The following is a 17,736-nucleotide window of genomic DNA, read 5'->3' on the forward strand; positions in this document are numbered from 1 at the left end:
CCCCCTATAGATGGAATTTAGATATTGATTCCATATATTGTTCATATGTATACGGAAATCCTGCAAACAATATTGCAATTTACAATAAAAATGATAACATATTTCAGTTTAGAATACTGCAAGAAATGACTGAATTATATGTAAGCTTCTGCATAGATAGGATGAAAATGTATAAAATATACCGAGTAGGAAAATAGATGAAAAAAAGGTTAAAAAACCCTTGAAAACGCTATGTTATTTTAAAATATTGATAATTCTCTAGGCGCTTGAATTATGAAATAAAACCGACTAATATAGGAAAGTATTATGTTAATTTTTTATGACAAATTTCGTACGATTTTTTGAATACGTTTTGTTATGCTTGAGAATGTGAGGAATTCCACATTCTTGACAAATTGAGTGTTTAGCACTTTGATTTTATTTTTGATTTTGATTACTTATTATATAAAGAAAAGGGTTGTGATTCGGTGAAAACTCCAAAAATCGTAGTTTTAGGTGCAGGTTATGGCGGGATGATTACGACTGTTCGTCTGCAAAAAACATTATCTGTAAGTGAAGCTGAAATTACGTTAGTAAACAACAACAGCTATCACTACCAAGCAACTTGGTTACATGAAAGTGCAGCTGGTACATTACACCATGATAAAATCCGTCTCGATATTGAAGACGTTATTGATACAAACAAAGTAAACTTTGTGCAAGATACAGTTGTAGAAATTAAGGCTGCTGAAAAGCGCATTATCTTAAAAAATGGTGAGTTAACATATGATTACTTAGTAATCGGCCTTGGTTTTGAATCTGAAACATTCGGTATTAAAGGTTTGAAAGAGCATGCATTCTCTATTACTAACATTAATGCGACTCGTCAAATTCGTGAGCATATGGAATACAAGTTCTCTCAATATGCGACAGAAAAACGTGATGAGCTAGTAACAATTGTGGTTGGTGGTGCAGGATTTACAGGTATCGAGTATGTAGGTGAGCTTGCAAATCGTATTCCTGAACTTTGCAAAGAATATGATGTTCCACGTGAAAAAGCACGTATTATCTGTGTAGAAGCTGCTCCAACAGCGCTTCCTGGTTTCGATCCAGAATTAGTTGAGTATGCGGTAAAACAATTAGAGAAAAAAGGTGTAGAATTCCGAATCGGTACAGCAATTAAAGAAGCAACTGAAGAAGGTATTCTAGTTGCAAACGGTGATGATGCTGAGTTACTTAAATCTGAAACTGTTGTTTGGGCTGCCGGTGTTCGCGGTAACGGTATTGTGGAAGAGTCTGGCTTTGAAGCAATGCGTGGACGTGTAAAAGTTGATGAGTATATGCATGCTCCAGGTCATGAAGATGTATTCATGGTTGGTGACGCAGCGTTAATCATCAATGAAGAGATTAACCGTCCATATCCACCGACAGCACAAATTGCAATTCAACAAGGTTACAACATTGCACACAACTTAGCTGTGCTAGTTCGTGATAAAGGCGAAATGAAGAAATTCGTTTTCGATAACAAAGGATCTGTATGTTCATTAGGACATGACGATGCAATGGGCGTTGTGATGGGAAAAAAGTTAACGGGATGGAAAGCTTCCTTCATGAAGAAAGTAATCGATAACCGTTACTTATTCTTACTTGGTGGACCTTTATTAGTTCTGAAAAAAGGTAAACTAAAGTTCTTTTAATATATAGTAGAAAAGAGCAGAAGCGGCTATGAGTCGCTTCTGCTCTTTGTGTTATGTAAGCTTTTCTTAAACTTCTATCGTGCATTCAGTGTATAAGTAGAAGTTCTTTTTGAACGAAAAGCAACAAAAAACCAAATTACATTTGTGATGGATACTGCTACGCAAAGCATGATGACTCCTAAGAAAGAGGAGGCGTTATAGTCACTTACGCGCATTGTAATAAATACGACTGTAAGTATCACGAGATGTATGAATAGCCCCATACCGCAAAGAAAAGCCATGATGAATCGCATTGCCTGTATTCCTCCTATATAAAGAAGTAGAGGTACAATATAAAATAGTAAAATCATGCCGATTGATTTCCACATGCCTAGAGAGTTAAATTTATTTGCATTAGGTCCCAAATCAGCAAGTGGTGAAAGTGAAGTGGCAATTAAGAAAGAGCAGAAGAGTAATGCGGAAACTAATGTTACAAATACAATCCTGGACTTTTGTGATAGATTTCTCATTTTACTTTTTACTCCTTTCGCAATGAATAGGTGTGATGTAATATTCAAAGCAGAATTTTGAAGGGATTCGAGGTCTTTCTACAGAGGAAAGAATACCCTATATTCACATTATATCAAATATATGGAAATTAAGAAGGGTAGAAAGAAATGTAGTAACTGAGGAACAAGGGAAGATTATATTATTCTCACTGAAAAATATAGTATAATACATAGAAAAGAATGAATATTCTGTTCGTTTGACTGAAAGGGGTTTTACATCATGGGAAAGCGTGGGAATGTTTGGCTAGCTGTAAGTGGATTAGTGACTACAAAAGATGGTCGCTGGCTCTTCGTTAAGAAAAAATACGGGGGGCTAAAAGGAAAATGGTCATTGCCGGCTGGTTTTGTAAATGAGGGAGAAACGATTGATGAAGCTGTTAAACGTGAAATTTTAGAAGAGACAGGAATTCGGGCGCATATAAAAGGGGTTATTGGAATTCGTTCTGGAGTTATTCGTGATGAGATTAGCGATAATATGATTATTTTTTTACTCGAACCAGAAGGAGAAGAAATCACTGTACAAGAAAAGGAATTGTCTGAAGTAGCATTTTTACATCCAAAAGATATTGCATATAATCAAGATGCTTCTATATTAATTCGATATTTACTGGAAGGTCATACAGAATCACTTCTGAAGATGGATACAACATTAAATCCAGGAGATCAATTTGGATATACAGCCTATCATGTATTTACGGCAGGAGATAAGAAATAGAAGGAGTGGGAAAAAGTGAGTATTCCAGTATTACTTATTTCAATGATGTTATTTTTTATACTTTTCTTTGGAATTGGATTTTTACTCAATATGATTTTACGTGCTACTTGGGTAATGGTTATCATTTATCCAATTGTTTGTATGCTGATTATTAATAAAGCAAGTGTCTGGGACTACTTTTCAAAGCCGAAAGAAACATTTTCCTCATTTGGAACAAGTGTCTCGCATCTTGGACAAGCCGATCTTTTTATTCTATCCACAGGGTTAATAGGGGCGATTTTATCAGGAGTTGTGATAAAGAAACTTCGGAAAAGTGGTTATCAAATGTTCTAATCTCCAGTTTACTGGAGATTTTTTTTCTGCATATTTCTTAATCGTATAGGGAATGATGAACGATGAAGGAGTGTGGAATATAAAAATGTTAAAACGATATGGTATTCGCATTATGATGACTTGTTTACTTGTAGTCGCATTATGTGTGACATGGCAAGCGTTCACTGGAGTGTCTGTACTGGAGCTTGTAAAAACATATCAAGAAAGCAATGTAAAAGAAGTACATGCAGCAGAAAGAGGGCACCAAGTTGTTCCGAGTAAAGAAGTGATAAATGCTTTAGAACAGGGGAAAGACTGGTCTAAATATCGTGTAATGGAAATGACAGCAACTGGTTATACGTCAGGTGTAGAATCAACCGGTAAAAACCCTGGTCATCCAGAGTATGGCATTACATATTCAGGTGTAAAGGCTAAAAGGGACATATATTCTACAATTGCAGCTGATTTACGTGTATTTCCAATTGGGACCATCCTTTTTGTACCAGGCTATGGATATGGTGTGGTAGCAGATAAAGGTGGCGCTATAAAAGGAAATAGACTCGATTTGTACTATGATACGGTTCAAGATGTGTATAGTCAATGGGGTAAGAAAAAAGTAAATGTATATGTAGTGAAAATGGGAAAAGGTAAGTTTACAGAAGAAGAGTTAACGATGTTAAATCAAGACGAAACGATGCAAGTGTTCCGTGGTCAATATTTAAAACAAAGGTAGTCTAGTGGTAATAACACTAGACTACCTTTGTTTTTTATTCGAAAATATATTGGTTATTATTTGGAATGTATTGTCAACTGTGTTTGGAATGAAATTGATTTGTTGTATATGTTTACTAGGTTGGCTCAGTATATTTTTTTGTAGCCTCTTTTTTCATGAAAAGATTATGATATGATTTTTTAGGTTGAACAAGTTGTATGAAAAATTCTAATTATTTTTCAAAAGGTAATAAAGTATTTTCTAGAAATAGAAAAGTGTAAATTTAGTTGCGATTTGTTTTGTGTACTATCCATTAATTATGAGAGAAAAAATAGCAACTAAAAATTTTCATATTTTAAATATATTTTTTGCTTTTATTACAGCTGGAGTTACAATAACAAATTCAGCTATGTGGTTTATTGCGAGTATTTTGGGATATAAAGGAACGAAGAGGAAACTTATTTGGACATTCATTCCTATCATTCTTGTAGTTGCGGCATTTGTATGGGTAATGCTAGCGTATCAAGTACCTTTGCAAGAAGCGATAGGAGGTAGTACCCGTTTTACTCTTCAACAAGAATTTTCAAAAGAATATTTAAGCTCTAAAATAGGGATGTTTATTCATTCACTTCTAGGATCACCTTTAATTTTGGGTAATATTTCTGAGGTTCCTTTACGAACATACCAAGATTTTCCACAATTAAATTTGTTACCATCTCATCCATTAAGAGGATGGATTGTAATTATAACTGTATATGGAACGATTTTATGGGTTATGGCAAAAAATATATTAAAAGATCGTTTTGTTCTATTTTTGGTAGGGTGCTTAGGATTTAATGTTTTGCTACATGGGATTTTTGGATTTGGATTACCAGAAGCATTTATTTATGGGTCACATATTATTTTTATATTACCGTTACTTCTAGCATACGGATTTAAGGAAGTAAATCATTTGAAAATTATAACGCTAAGTATACTTGTACTGATAATTGCTTTAAATAATATAGATAAAATCATTTATTTATATCAATTTGCAGTGTTGAAATATCCAGTTTAATGTAATTAGTTTGACTAAATTGGATGATACGAAATTTTTATAAAAAGGATTGCAGTGCCTGTCTATAAGAGGTATGCACTCTTTTTTGCTTTCCATCTAATCATAAACTTCATTGTGTAATCAGTTTGTGATTTTAGGAGAATCATAATTCCATATTTTTTGTTAAGTGTGTTGAGTACTATATATAACGTTATTTTATTTTGGAGACTGTAGTTGAAAGTTTTGGAAGGATTATTTGTATTTCTTCATTAAGATAGTGTTAGAGGTGTAAATGAAGGGGGGAAATCTTTCGTAGTAGTTGCAGGATGGAATTTGAATACGGAAAGAGTTGGAATTGTCGCATTTTATCGAAAATAAAGTTATAATGAAAAGAGAGAAATTTAGGGGGGTTGAGCATGTTTCAAGTACAAAAAAAATTAGTGAATCACGAAGCGGTAATTGTTGCTTTATTTGAAGAAGAGGTAACGAGTAGTTTTGTACAAGAACTGGATAAAGCATTTGAAGGACAATTACAACTTTTATTAGAAGAGAAAGAGCTTAGTTCAAAGAAAAAAGTTATTTCTAAAGTACATAGCCTAGGAAAAACAAATGCAAAACGCTACTATTTTGTCGGTCTTGGCAAAAAAGAAGCATACACAACAGAAACGTTACGTGCTTCACTTAGTAAAGCATTTAAAACATTAAAAGCTGCAAAGGTAAAAGATGCAGCGATTTTACTTGATTCTTTCGTAACAGATAAGTTAGGTGCAATCGATGTTGCACATATTGCAGCGGAAGTGTATTGCCTAGGTACATATGATTTACAAACCTATAAAACAGATAAAAAAGAAAGTGTAGAGTTAGAAAACTTTGCGGTTATTACAGTAGAAGATGCAAAAGAAATCGAAGCTGCATTAACAGTAGGATATGTGCACGGACGTGCGACAAACTCAGCCCGTACACTTGTAAATATGCCGCCTAACGTATTAACAGCAACAAAACTTGCAGAGTATGCTGTTGAATTAGCTGAGACATATGACATGGATTATAAAGTGCTTGAGAAAGAAGAAATGGAAGAGCTTGGTATGGGTGCATTACTTGCCGTGAATCAAGGTTCTACTGAGCCGCCAAAAATGATCGCTCTTATTTATAAAGGAAAAGAAGAGTGGACAGATGTGATCGGACTCGTTGGAAAAGGGATTACATATGATACAGGTGGTTATTCTTTAAAACCACGCGAAGGTATGGTTGGTATGAAAGGTGATATGGGCGGTGCTGCAGCTGTTCTTGGAGCGATGGAAATTATCGGTGAACTTCGTCCTGAGCAAAATATAGTCGCTGTTATTCCATCCACTGATAACGTTGTTAGTGGTACTGCATTCAAACCAGATGATGTGATTACATCTATGAGTGGGAAAACAATTGAAGTATTAAATACAGATGCAGAAGGTCGTCTAGCATTAGCAGACGGGATTACGTATGCGAAGAAACTTGGTGCAAACTATCTTGTTGATGTTGCGACATTAACAGGTGGTGTCATCGTTGCACTTGGAAACCATACAACGGGTGCGATGACAAATGATGAAACGTTGTTTGAACAAGTGTTAGAAGCATCAATGGAAACGGATGAGCCAATTTGGCAATTACCGATTTTCGAGCGTGATAAAGAACGCGTCCGTAACAGTAAATTTGCAGATTTAAATAACTCACCAGGTCGTGAAGGTCATGCGGTAATGGCAGGAACATTCCTTGGTGAGTTTGCAGAAGAAACACCATGGGTACATTTAGATATCGCTGGAACATCTGATACAACGAGCGCACATGATTTAGGACCAGCAGGAGCAACAGGAGCAATGGTTCGTACGCTTGCGACGCTTGTTGAGCGTTTTGGAGAAGAATAAGAGAGTTGGAAAAAAGCTGTCCCAAATGGTCGTTATGTACAGACCTTTTGGAGACGGCTTTTTTTATCTTACAGGTTCCATATATGATGAGTGAAATTCCATGCGCTCATAAACGATACAATCGCAAAGAAAATAATAATTATCCGTTGAATTGATTTAGGTACAACAAGTGGGATGATAGCATAAATTGGGAATAAAACACTTAAATATCTGAGCGTGCTATGCATCGGTAGACCGCGTGTACCAAAACTAAATATAAAAATAATCGTGATACATACAAAGAGCATTGCGCTAATACTTTCCCATTTTAAATGAGATTTCAAACGCCAAATATATCCAATTCCAAAAAAGGCGAATAATACTGCTGATATCCATAGCCCTTGTCTTATTTCTCTTATGTCTACAGTAAATGCTGCATAAAAGCCTTCAATGATTTGAATCCATGGTAAAACGGCGTAATGACCCCAGTTTTCGGCTTGTGTCGTTGAGAAAACCAACGGATCTCCGAATACACGATATAGGTAAATCATATATCCTGTTAAGCCAACTGTACAACTTAGTCCCCATAATAGAGAATTTCTTACCAATTTCCAATTTTTATTCCATATGGACATAATAAAAAGGGTAAATGGAAAAATGCCGAATAATAAAGCTGGTGCTCGGGTGGATGTTAAAATGGCGGCAAATATATAAGCGTAAAGCCATTTTTCTTTTATAGCCATGTGAAGAGAAGCAAGGGAGAAAAGAACGATCCAGACTTCTGTATAAACAGTGGCATAATAAATTGCACAAGGATTAACTGCGAAAAGCCAAATGCCTGCTTTTATTTGGGAATCATTCATGTTACAGCGCTTGAAAAATTCCTTCAGCAAATATAAGCAAATAAAAAATGCGACCTGCGTCACTGCAATGACAGTATAGGGGTTGCCAAAGACTTTGATTAGTATTGGTACAAATGGAAAAAACGCAGTAGCTTTTCTTGATTCATATCCATTTTCAGCGATTTCAATGTACCAAAGACTATCCCAATTAATAAGAGCATGCTTGAAGTGTTCTAACGTCATTCCTTCATGGAAGTTATTATAATAGGGTAATAAAATGGCCAAAATTAAAAGAAGATAATGAGCTAGAATGGGTTTTAACCACCAAATTTTTTTGTGTGGCTGTTCAGAGTATAAACGTCTTTTTTGTAATAGACTGTTGTGCATATATGTAACTCCTCAATTGACTTGGTATTTCTATCTTATCAGACATTTCTATTGTAAAATCACGTATCTTATGTTTAGAAGCGGATACATAATTAAAAGTTTGAAAGTTCTTTTTATGTATTAAACAATATTGACCTCTAAAAGAACGAGCAAGTCGTTTTTAGAGGTCAATATTGTTTAAGTTATTTATTATATCCTACAATTTCATTTGTATCGATATCAACATATACTTCAACGTTTTTGGGTGCAGATGTATCAGATGGGAAATGAACGAGATAAACAGTCTTTCCTTCATATTCCTCATTTGATTGATGGCTATTATGCTTGTGAAATGTTGTTTTTGTCATTGTAGCATTTTCCCAATCACCAATAATATATTGCTTTTCTTGATTGGATAATTGATTCCAAACGGCCTTTTTAATACTTTTTTCGGTTTCTTGAGGTTGATTGGAAGAGTTGCTCGAGCTATTCGCATCGATACAACCTACAAGTATAAAGCATGTAAAAAATATTGTGAAAAATAGATAGAATGTGTTTTTCATGATTCCTACATCGCCTTTCTATCCTCATAATGTATATACTTCAATTAGCAGAATGAAAATTCCTTTTATATGTAAAAAGAAATATAAGATTTTAAAGTGAAAATGCATATAACATTCCAGCTAAGGCAAAAGATGTTTTTCCGGTTTCTTCAGATACAACAAGAATAAGGGCATCACTTACTTCGGAAAGCCCAATTGCTGCGCGATGACGTGTCCCTAATTTTTGATGCGATGCAAGTGTTTGATGTGATAGTGGAAGTATATTGGCTGCGGATATAATATGGTTATTTTTCACAAGAACAGCACCATCATGAAGAGAGTTTCCAGGATAAAAAATAGATTCTAACAATGGAACGGTTAAGTGTGCTTGTAGTTCTATCCCGGATTGGATAAATGATTCTACCGGTTGATCTCTTTCCACAATAATAAGAGCACCATGCCGTTTTTGAGATAAGTGCCTGATTGCTGTTAGTAGATGAATGTAACAGTCTGTATAGGGAGATAGATACGTTTTGACATAGTAGGATGCCGTTTTTGATTGGATATGTAGTAATAATTTTTGTATATCTTCAACTTTACATAAAATACATTCATTATTATTGTCCAGTGCAGTTTGCATATCTTGAAGTGCAAAAGAAATATCTTTAATAGTTTCTTGAATATGCTGTTTCATTGTTTTTGTCAGTGCCCATTCTTGCATTGTATTCACCCTATTTAAGAATATATTTATTACGTATAGTTTTTCGTTCCATGCAGAAAGTATGCGTAAAGGAAAAGAATGTTTACATAGATTACATAGTTTTGTATATAAGGTAAGATTTTCTAGGGATATAAAATAGTATTGAGGAAAGCGTTATTTTCGCCATATAATGAGATTATGTTTGACTGAAAGGAGAGAGGAAAATGAATTGGACAAAAGAATATGAACGCTGGAGTAGTTTTGCGAATTTAGATGCAGAGTTAAAGCAACAATTAGAAGAAATGAAGGAAGATCCGAAGAAAATCGAGGACAGTTTCTATAAAAATTTAGAGTTTGGTACAGGTGGTATGCGCGGTGAGCTTGGCGTGGGAACAAACCGTTTAAATGTATATACAGTACGTAAAGCAACAGAAGGATTAGCACAATTTATTGAAAAACAAGGTGATGGAGCAAAAGCGCGCGGTGTTGTCGTTGCGTATGATTCACGTCATAAATCACCAGAGTTCGCAATGGAAGTGGCAGCGACACTGGGTGCTCATGGCATTAAAACATATGTATTTGAAAGTTTACGCCCAACACCGGAACTTTCATTTGCAGTGCGTTATTTACATACATATAGTGGAATCGTTCTTACTGCAAGCCATAATCCACCAGAATACAATGGATATAAAGTATATGGAGAAGATGGAGGACAATTACCTCCAAAAGAAGCGGATGAATTAATTTCGTACGTAAATGCGGTAAGTGATGAGTTAGTAGTAGAGATTGCGGATGTTGAGCAATTAAAGCAAAACGGTCTATTAGAAATTATCGGACAAGATGTAGATGATGCATATTTAGAACAATTAAAAACAGTGATTATTAATAAAGAATTAGTGGAAAAACATGGAGAAGAATTGAAGGTTGTCTTTACACCATTACATGGTACTTCTAATATTCCTACTCGTCGTGGTTTAGAAGCAGTAGGATTTAAGAATGTAACAGTTGTAAAAGAACAAGAACAGCCGGATCCTAACTTTTCTACTGTAAAATCACCAAACCCAGAAGAGCATGCTGCATTTGAATTAGCAATTCGTTACGGTGAAGAAACGCAGGCTGATGTTTTAATTGCGACAGATCCAGATGCAGATCGTCTTGGTGTTGCAATTCGAAATCATGCTGGTGAATATCAAGTATTAACAGGAAATCAAACAGGTGCGTTAATGCTGGAATACTTATTATCTCAAAAGAAAGAAAAAGGTATATTACCAGAGAATGGTGTTGTCTTAAAAACAATCGTTACTTCAGAACTAGGACGTACAATTGCAAAAGCTTACGGGCTTGACACAATTGATACATTAACTGGATTTAAATTTATTGGTGAAAAGATTAAGCAATACGAAGAAAGCGGAGAATATGCATTCCAATTCGGTTACGAAGAAAGTTATGGATATTTAATTCGCCCGTTCTGCCGTGATAAAGATGCTGTTCAATCGGTATTGTTTGCATGTGAAGTAGCGGCATATTATAAATTACAAGGTAAAACATTATATGATGGATTGCTTGAAGTATTTGAGAAGTATGGATATTTCCGTGAAGGACTTGTTTCTCTAACACTGAAAGGAAAAGATGGTGCGGAGCAAATTCAAAATATGATGACATCTTTCCGTGAGAATCGACCAACAGAAGTAGCAGGTTTAAAGGTTACAATTGCTGAAGATTATAAAGCGAGTGTTAGAACAAAAGTTGTGGAAGAAGCTACTGAAGAGATTCATTTACCAAAATCAAACGTATTAAAGTATTACCTTGAGGATGGTTCTTGGTTCTGCTTACGCCCGTCTGGAACAGAGCCGAAAATTAAATTTTACTTTGGAGTGCAAGGGGATTCCCTGCAACATAGTGAAGAAAAGCTTGAGAATATTAAAAGCGATATTATGAATCGCGTTCAATAATAAAAGAAGCATGGACATGGAGATGTTCATGCTTTTTTGTTATTGAGTAGATAGAAATAGGAAATTTTCATATGAATGATTCATGGGTATACAATTGAAATTGTCACATTTTAGACACAAGCAAGGAATGCGCCGATATAAGTTCAGAATGAAATTTTTAAGTATTTATGTTAAAATTTTATTTTGTATGAATAAAGTTTGGGGATGAAAGTTAGTAAAATAAGTGATGATATAACTATCATTTTTAAAAAAGAGAGTTGAGTGTATGAAAGCATCTATTAAGCATTATGTATTTTTACATGTTGCCTTTTTTTTATACTCTATCATAATGGTGTATATGAAATGGGCAGCACAATTTTCAGTCGGTTCAATTTCTTTTCTTATGGCCTATATGGTTCTTGTTATCCTTTTGTTTGGATATGCAATTATATGGCAACAAGTCATTAAACCGTTTGAAATATCTAAAGCGTATTCACATCGGGGTGTTATTATTTTATGGGGGCTTTTATGGTCTGTAGTATTCTTTGGGGATACGATAAGATGGAATAACGTTCTCGGTGCGATCGTTATTATTATAGGGATTGTTGTGGTGGTAAAAGATGAATAAATTTGTTTTGCTTTATATTTTTGGTGTTATTTTAGCAAACTACTCCCAAATTTTACTAAAAAAAGCAACGTTAGTCACTTATGATACAAAGTGGAAAGAATATGTGAACCGATATGTAATAGTTGGATACTCTTTATTTGTAATTAATGCTGGTTTAAATGTTATTGCAATGAAAGGTGTCACATTAAAGCAAGCGCCTGTTATAGAATCGCTTAGTTACGTTATTATTTTAATATTCGGTTGGTATTTTCTTGGTGAAAAAATTACGAAAAGAAAAGTAGTAGGGAATATTATTATTATCGCGGGTATTGCAATTTTTTGCATTCAATAAACATAAGGAGATTTAAAGATGGTGATGAAAAAAAGAACCAAATGGTTAATTAGTTTTTTAGTCATATTTACAATAATGTTATTGTATGCCAGTTCTCGATCTAGCCTTTTAAGATCAGAAGGTGGCAATTTCAAAAATACAAAAGAAGGATTTCAACTGCAACAGGGAGATACGATTACACAACAGTTATCTAATAGTCATAAAGATATAAAGGCAATTTCATTACATTTGAATTCTGATGTGAAACAAGCCCATTTTACTGGGGAATTGAAGTTGATTACTAAAAATGAGACGGAAGAAATTAATGTTACATCAGATATGTTTAAAGAAGATGGAGAACTTTATATTCCTCTTCCTGAAAGAATTCAAAAAGAAGCAACAGATTTAAGGATAGTGTTAGAAAAAATTAAATTTGATGAAAATAAAGGGATATATATTACTACAGCTTTTCCTATAGAAGGTAAAATGTTAAATGTGAATGGTGAAACAAAAGACAATAAAGTATTAGTTGTTGACTATAAGTTATCTTCTGTGCCTTATTGGAAATGGGGTGTACTTTTAACTCTATCGGTACTAATTGCGACGTTATTTGTATGGGTAGGAAAACGTATTGTCGTTGAGTATACTTTAATTGCAATGATTTTTGGGAGCTTTTTTGCTGTTTATACACCTATTCATCAAACCTCTGATGAATGGGTTCATTTCTTAAAGAGTCAGGACGTTGCCCAAGGGAATTTAATTACACCAAAACATGAAGGGAATGTAGGGTACTTTGTTTCCCAAAAAATATTAGATACTTATCTTCATCCTGTTAAAAGGGATGAAAAAATCAATCCAGATGCAATTGATTATGTTAAACAATTTAGTATCAGACCAGATGCAAAAGAACAGCAAGTATTTGAGCCACAAGCTACAACTGCGGTATATACTTTTATCCCTTATATCCCACAAGCGATAGGGATTAAACTAGCTATGTTAGCTGATACAAATATTTGGACAGCAAATATATTAGGGCGTTTAGTAAATCTATTTGCATTCATTGCAATGTCTGCATATGCATTGTATAAAATGCCTGTAATGAGACGTACATTTATGTTCTTTATGTTAGCACCAATTATCATGTTCCATGCGGCAAGTTTGTCTGCTGATGCGGTATTAATGGGATCTAGCTTTATATTCATCGCATTACTAATGCGCCTATGGTTTCATAATGAAGGTCTTACAAAGGCAGAATTTATCTCAATGGCGGTATCAGGAATCATAATGACACTTTGTAAGTTTACGTATTGGCCACTGCTACTGCTTATGTTATTTGGTGGCGTAGCCAAACATGGAACGAAAAAGAAATATTGGTTATTTAATATTGGTGTAATAGGGGGAGCGGCAATACTTGTTGCGGGTTGGAACATATTTGTAATGAAATATGTTGGTGACGGATTAAATAGTGGAGATGTATCTGCGACAAGGCAAATTAGCTACATGTTGCATCACCCGCTTGAAGCATTAAAAGTATTTATTCGTTCATTTGATCATGGATTAGATGAGTGGATTGAAATGTATAATGTCTTTGGTTTCTTATCTACACCTTTAAAAGGGATTCTATATTTATATCCGATTGTGTTTGTTATAATTGCAATCATTGATCAAAAAGAAGGAGTTCCTACTTTAGATTGGATGAAAAAATGGAGTTTAAGATTTTGCATTGCTAGTGTAATATTGCTAGTTATGTTAAGCTTGTATATGACATGGACAACTGTAGGAAGCCCGTATATTTTGGGAATACAAGGTCGTTACTTTATTCCTATTATTCCGTTTATTTTGTTGTTGGTTCAACAGCATTTTAAGTTTAAGATTGAAAAACCAGATGTCGATATATTTGCAAGTAAAGCGGCAATATTATTTTTAACATATGCGTTTGTATTTTGGCTTGTAAAGTTGTTCTAATTTGAAAAGCAAGGAGAGGAATTCCCGTTGTTTAAAAAAAAGCTTATTATTATTCCTGCCTACAATGAATCGACAAACTTAATACACGTTGTAGAGGATATAAAAAAGAATGCTCCAGATTTTGATTATGTTATCATTAACGATTGTTCAAAAGATGATACTGAGCAAATCTGTAAAGATAATAATTTTAACTATGTAAGTTTGCCAATTAACTTAGGAATTGGTGGAGGTATGCAAACTGGATATAAATATGCCCAGCGTTATGGATATGATATCGCTGTACAATTTGATGGTGATGGTCAACATGATGCAGCATATTTAGGGGATCTTCTTCAGGCGATGGAGGAGAAGCAGGTTGATATGGTTATCGGTTCACGATTTATTAATAAAGAGGGTTTTCAATCTTCTTTCACAAGAAGATTAGGAATTCGTTTCTTTGAAAAGCTAATTAAAATTGTATCTGGAAAACAAATTACAGATGCGACTTCTGGATTTAGAATGGTGAATCAAAAGATCATTAATGAGTTTTGTGAATATTATCCGAAAGATTATCCAGAACCAGAGAGTATCGTGTCTGTATTAAGAAACAATTATCAAGTAGAAGAAGTTCCTGTGCTTATGCGAGAACGAATTGGAGGGACATCTTCAATTGTAAATTACAAAGCGATCTACTATATGATTAAAGTAACGCTTGCGATTACAATTGATAGATTGAAACCAAAGAGAAAGGAGAATGTTTCGTGACAATTCGCCTTCAAATTTTAATTATTTTAGGTGTTATAGTAGGACTAATGATCTTTACGAACTTGGTTCGTAAAGAGAAATTAGAATTGAAATATGTACTAACATGGTATGGTGTATTAATTGGTATTTTAATTATCGGGATTTTCCCTAAATCGATTGATGCTGTTTCACATGCTTTAGGGGTTGCTACGCCGATTAATGCGCTTTTCTTTTTAGGATTTATATTTGTTACATGTGTGTTATTCTTCTTAACTGTAGTTGTATCAAGGTCTTCTATTCGAGTTAAAGAATTGACACAAACTGTTGCGATTTATCAGTATGAAAATGAAAACATGAAAAAAAAGCTTGAATCAATGAACGATAAAGAACAAAAACAAAAAGTAACGATTGAATAATAAACGAATGAAAAAAGCCGTTAGTATGTATATATCAATGGCTTTTTTTTATTAATGGTTAATCATAATTGGTCACACAATGTTTGACTATCAATTACATGTATAAAGTGTCAAATGTAAAATAGAGGGCATGAGGTGACCTTGACGAATAAAGAGGCAATCATGTAGAATTTGTACGGAGTGTTTTTTACAGTTAGTGAAGAAAGTAACATGTAAAGCTTGTAATATGACACATAGATTACTAGATATATAATGTGGAAATTTGCGCGTATTTGGATAAGAACAAAATATATCCAATAAATATGATGTGGCAGGGAAAAGTAAGAAGAATAAATACTACTTGGATGAATGCGAATATAAACCAAGAACGAAAGAAAGAGGTTATAAGCATGAAAAAAGTTAGAAAAGCGATTATTCCAGCCGCTGGTCTTGGAACACGTTTTTTACCAGCAACAAAAGCAATGCCGAAGGAAATGTTACCAATTGTTGATAAACCAACAATTCAATATATCGTTGAAGAAGCTGTAGCAGCTGGTATTGAAGATATCATTATCGTTACAGGAAAAGGAAAACGTGCAATTGAAGATCACTTTGATAATGCGTTTGAACTAGAACAAAACTTATTAGAAAAGAAAAAATACGAGTTGCTTGAGAAAGTACAAGCTTCCTCTAAAATGGTAGACATTCACTATATTCGCCAAAAGGAACCAAAAGGTTTAGGACATGCAGTATGGTGTGCTCGTAAATTTATTGGTGATGAACCATTTGCTGTATTACTTGGAGATGATATTGTACAAGCAGAAAAGCCTTGCTTAAAGCAATTAATCGATGAGTATGAAAAAACACTTTCTTCTGTAATTGGCGTACAAACTGTTCCAGAAGATGAAACGCATCGCTACGGTATTATCGACCCATTAGAAAAAGATGGACGCCGCTACCAAGTAAAGCAATTCGTTGAAAAACCAGCTCAAGGTACAGCACCTTCAAACTTAGCAATTATGGGACGTTATATATTGACACCAGAAATCTTCCGTTTCTTGGAAGAGCAACACGTAGGTGCTGGTGGCGAAATTCAATTAACAGATGCAATTCAAAGTTTAAATGAGATTCAACGTGTATTCGCATATGATTTTGAAGGCAAACGTTATGATGTTGGTGAAAAACTTGGGTTTATTCAAACAACAATTGAAATGGCCCTACAGCATGATGAGCTAAAAGAGGATTTACTAAAAATTATGCAAGAGCTTGTAACTGAACAAACAAACGCTGTAAAAAATTAGTTCATTTATAAATATGTACGGTTAGACATAGTGGATTGGAGAATGAGGTATTCTAAGACAAACTTCCAGTTTACTATGTCTAATCTGTGCTTATAAATTATTCTTTATGAGAAAGCTTGAAAAAGAAAGGAGTATCTTCTTTGAAGACCATTACAATTTTAGTGCCGGCATATAATGAAGAAGAAGTATTAGATCAATTATATAGTCGGTTAACAGGTGTATTTCAAGGAATTCCAAATTATAAATTTGAAATTTTATTTGTGAATGATGGAAGTAAAGATCGTACATTAGATATTATTAAAGAATTTAGAGAACACGATGAGCGCATTTCATATGTGGATTTATCACGAAACTTTGGGAAAGAAACAGCGATGATTGCAGGTCTTGATCATGCAATGGGTGATGCTGTAATTATTATTGATGCAGATTTACAGGATCCACCTGAGCTTATTCCTGAAATGATTAAATACTGGGAAGAAGGCTATGATGATATATACGCTAAACGACGCTCTCGTGCAGGTGAGTCATGGGCGAAAAAATGGACAGCGGGTAAATTTTATGGCTTATTAAAGAAAACGACAAGAATCCCTATTCAGGAAAATACAGGAGATTTCCGTTTATTAGATCGCCGTTGTGTAGAAGCATTAAAGAAAATCCGCGAAACACAGCGTTATACAAAAGGAATGTTTAGCTGGATTGGTTATAATAAGAAAGAAATTTTATTTGACCGTGATCCACGTGCTGCAGGCGAAACAAAGTGGAATTATTTTAAACTAATGGATCTTGCGATTGAAGGGATTACATCCTTTACAACAGCTCCACTCCGTCTTGCATCATTCATGGGATTTACTGTTTCATTCGGAGCATTTGTCTACATGCTTTGGATCATTATTAAGACGCTTATGTACGGTGAGTCGGTAAGTGGATATCCATCCATGATGACGGCGATTCTATTCATCGGCGGCGTACAATTAATTTCCATTGGTATTATTGGTGAATACTTAGGACGTATTTTTAACGAAACAAAACAGCGTCCACTATATTTTGTAGATGAATATAACGATGACAAAGTAACAAATATAGATGGCGATAAAAAGATGGCAAAATTATATAGTGTAGAAGATCGTAAAGTAAAATCCAATCACTAGGGGATT

18 protein-coding genes are annotated in these 17,736 nt (G+C 34.3%); 14 read left to right on the forward strand and 4 right to left on the reverse strand.

Translation table 11 applies throughout. The annotated features are described in order from the left end of the window. Positions 1 to 467 precede the first annotated feature (467 nt). A complete protein-coding gene (locus M014_RS0125550; RefSeq protein ID WP_026594222.1) occupies positions 468 to 1,676 on the forward strand; it encodes an NAD(P)/FAD-dependent oxidoreductase in 1,209 nt (402 codons plus the stop codon). 74 nt (positions 1,677 to 1,750) lie between these two features. Here M014_RS0125550 and M014_RS0125555 read toward each other — a convergent pair whose 3' ends face one another. Then, the gene (locus tag M014_RS0125555) at positions 1,751 to 2,185 is read right to left on the reverse strand and encodes a DUF5391 family protein (RefSeq protein ID WP_026594223.1); all 435 of its coding nucleotides are present in this window, start codon (positions 2,183 to 2,185) and stop codon (positions 1,751 to 1,753) included. Positions 2,186 to 2,444: 259 nt separating this feature from the next. Here M014_RS0125555 and M014_RS0125560 point away from each other — a divergent pair, with 259 nt between their 5' ends. The 5 genes from M014_RS0125560 (at position 2,445) to M014_RS0125580 (ending at position 6,900) form a co-directional block, all read left to right on the forward strand. Beyond that, positions 2,445 to 2,939 carry an NUDIX domain-containing protein gene (locus tag M014_RS0125560; RefSeq protein ID WP_026594224.1) on the forward strand — a complete coding sequence of 165 codons (495 nt, stop codon included), beginning with the start codon at positions 2,445 to 2,447 and terminating at the stop codon, positions 2,937 to 2,939. 15 nt (positions 2,940 to 2,954) lie between these two features. Then, positions 2,955 to 3,272 (forward strand): YuiB family protein, encoded by a 318-nt coding sequence (locus M014_RS0125565; RefSeq protein WP_026594225.1) that lies wholly within the window; start codon positions 2,955 to 2,957, stop codon positions 3,270 to 3,272. 85 nt (positions 3,273 to 3,357) lie between these two features. Next, positions 3,358 to 3,984: a 3D domain-containing protein gene (locus tag M014_RS0125570; RefSeq protein WP_026594226.1), complete on the forward strand. Its 627-nt coding sequence runs from the start codon at positions 3,358 to 3,360 to the stop codon at positions 3,982 to 3,984. A gap of 280 nt (positions 3,985 to 4,264) precedes the next feature. Next, positions 4,265 to 5,020, forward strand: a complete 756-nt coding sequence (locus M014_RS27505; RefSeq protein ID WP_051588623.1) for a DUF6080 domain-containing protein — start codon at positions 4,265 to 4,267, stop codon at positions 5,018 to 5,020. 395 nt (positions 5,021 to 5,415) lie between these two features. Continuing rightward, a complete protein-coding gene (locus M014_RS0125580; protein WP_026594227.1) occupies positions 5,416 to 6,900 on the forward strand; it encodes a leucyl aminopeptidase in 1,485 nt (494 codons plus the stop codon). 68 nt (positions 6,901 to 6,968) lie between these two features. Here the strand turns inward: M014_RS0125580 and M014_RS0125585 are convergent, their stop codons facing one another. The 3 genes from M014_RS0125585 to cdaS all read right to left on the reverse strand — a co-directional run bounded on the left by M014_RS0125585 (position 6,969) and on the right by cdaS (position 9,350). After that, positions 6,969 to 8,108 (reverse strand): mannosyltransferase family protein, encoded by a 1,140-nt coding sequence (locus tag M014_RS0125585; RefSeq protein ID WP_026594228.1) that lies wholly within the window; start codon positions 8,106 to 8,108, stop codon positions 6,969 to 6,971. A gap of 182 nt (positions 8,109 to 8,290) precedes the next feature. After that, complete coding sequence (locus tag M014_RS0125590) at positions 8,291 to 8,650, reverse strand: hypothetical protein (protein ID WP_026594229.1); 360 nt, start codon at positions 8,648 to 8,650, stop codon at positions 8,291 to 8,293. A 91-nt stretch (positions 8,651 to 8,741) separates the two neighbouring features. Next, positions 8,742 to 9,350, reverse strand: a complete 609-nt coding sequence (gene cdaS / locus M014_RS0125595) for a sporulation-specific diadenylate cyclase CdaS (RefSeq protein WP_026594230.1) — start codon at positions 9,348 to 9,350, stop codon at positions 8,742 to 8,744. Positions 9,351 to 9,553: 203 nt separating this feature from the next. Here cdaS and M014_RS0125600 point away from each other — a divergent pair, with 203 nt between their 5' ends. From M014_RS0125600 to M014_RS0125635, 8 genes are all read left to right on the forward strand, one after another. Beyond that, positions 9,554 to 11,281: a phospho-sugar mutase gene (locus M014_RS0125600; protein ID WP_026594231.1), complete on the forward strand. Its 1,728-nt coding sequence runs from the start codon at positions 9,554 to 9,556 to the stop codon at positions 11,279 to 11,281. 265 nt (positions 11,282 to 11,546) lie between these two features. Beyond that, entirely contained in the window at positions 11,547 to 11,888 is a 342-nt protein-coding gene (locus M014_RS0125605; protein WP_026594232.1) for a hypothetical protein, read from the forward strand. Then, the gene (locus M014_RS0125610) at positions 11,881 to 12,219 is read left to right on the forward strand and encodes an EamA family transporter (protein ID WP_026594233.1); all 339 of its coding nucleotides are present in this window, start codon (positions 11,881 to 11,883) and stop codon (positions 12,217 to 12,219) included. Before M014_RS0125605 ends, M014_RS0125610 begins: the two co-directional genes overlap by 8 nt. An 18-nt stretch (positions 12,220 to 12,237) precedes the next feature. Beyond that, the gene (locus M014_RS0125615) at positions 12,238 to 14,163 is read left to right on the forward strand and encodes a DUF2142 domain-containing protein (RefSeq protein WP_026594234.1); all 1,926 of its coding nucleotides are present in this window, start codon (positions 12,238 to 12,240) and stop codon (positions 14,161 to 14,163) included. A 27-nt stretch (positions 14,164 to 14,190) separates the two neighbouring features. Beyond that, positions 14,191 to 14,907, forward strand: coding sequence for a glycosyltransferase family 2 protein (locus M014_RS0125620; RefSeq protein ID WP_026594235.1), 717 nt, complete (start codon positions 14,191 to 14,193; stop codon positions 14,905 to 14,907). Further along, positions 14,904 to 15,302, forward strand: coding sequence for a DUF2304 domain-containing protein (locus M014_RS0125625; protein WP_026594236.1), 399 nt, complete (start codon positions 14,904 to 14,906; stop codon positions 15,300 to 15,302). The genes M014_RS0125620 and M014_RS0125625 overlap by 4 nt, the downstream gene beginning before the upstream one ends. Positions 15,303 to 15,691: 389 nt before the next feature. Beyond that, positions 15,692 to 16,582 (forward strand): UTP--glucose-1-phosphate uridylyltransferase GalU, encoded by an 891-nt coding sequence (gene galU, locus M014_RS0125630; protein ID WP_026594237.1) that lies wholly within the window; start codon positions 15,692 to 15,694, stop codon positions 16,580 to 16,582. A 140-nt stretch (positions 16,583 to 16,722) separates the two neighbouring features. After that, positions 16,723 to 17,730: a glycosyltransferase family 2 protein gene (locus M014_RS0125635; RefSeq protein WP_026594238.1), complete on the forward strand. Its 1,008-nt coding sequence runs from the start codon at positions 16,723 to 16,725 to the stop codon at positions 17,728 to 17,730. The last annotated feature ends 6 nt before the right edge of the window (positions 17,731 to 17,736 follow it).

This window comes from Bacillus sp. UNC437CL72CviS29 (assembly GCF_000482345.1).
Classification (GTDB): Bacteria; Bacillota; Bacilli; order Bacillales; family Bacillaceae_G; genus Bacillus_A; species Bacillus_A arachidis.

Bases quoted from the DNA above. Each gene is read 5' to 3' on its own strand.
- M014_RS0125570 (WP_026594226.1), top strand. From the start codon at position 3,358: ATGTTAAAACGATATGGTATTCGCATTATGATGACTTGTTTACTTGTA.
- M014_RS0125605 (WP_026594232.1), top strand. From the start codon at position 11,547: ATGAAAGCATCTATTAAGCATTATGTATTTTTACATGTTGCCTTTTTT.
- M014_RS0125610 (WP_026594233.1), top strand. From the start codon at position 11,881: ATGAATAAATTTGTTTTGCTTTATATTTTTGGTGTTATTTTAGCAAAC.
- M014_RS0125580 (WP_026594227.1), top strand. From the start codon at position 5,416: ATGTTTCAAGTACAAAAAAAATTAGTGAATCACGAAGCGGTAATTGTT.
- M014_RS0125560 (WP_026594224.1), top strand. From the start codon at position 2,445: ATGGGAAAGCGTGGGAATGTTTGGCTAGCTGTAAGTGGATTAGTGACT.
- M014_RS0125555 (WP_026594223.1), bottom strand. From the start codon at position 2,185: ATGAGAAATCTATCACAAAAGTCCAGGATTGTATTTGTAACATTAGTT.
- galU (WP_026594237.1), top strand. From the start codon at position 15,692: ATGAAAAAAGTTAGAAAAGCGATTATTCCAGCCGCTGGTCTTGGAACA.
- cdaS (WP_026594230.1), bottom strand. From the start codon at position 9,350: ATGCAAGAATGGGCACTGACAAAAACAATGAAACAGCATATTCAAGAA.
- M014_RS0125590 (WP_026594229.1), bottom strand. From the start codon at position 8,650: ATGAAAAACACATTCTATCTATTTTTCACAATATTTTTTACATGCTTT.
- M014_RS0125585 (WP_026594228.1), bottom strand. From the start codon at position 8,108: ATGCACAACAGTCTATTACAAAAAAGACGTTTATACTCTGAACAGCCA.
- M014_RS0125600 (WP_026594231.1), top strand. From the start codon at position 9,554: ATGAATTGGACAAAAGAATATGAACGCTGGAGTAGTTTTGCGAATTTA.
- M014_RS0125615 (WP_026594234.1), top strand. From the start codon at position 12,238: ATGGTGATGAAAAAAAGAACCAAATGGTTAATTAGTTTTTTAGTCATA.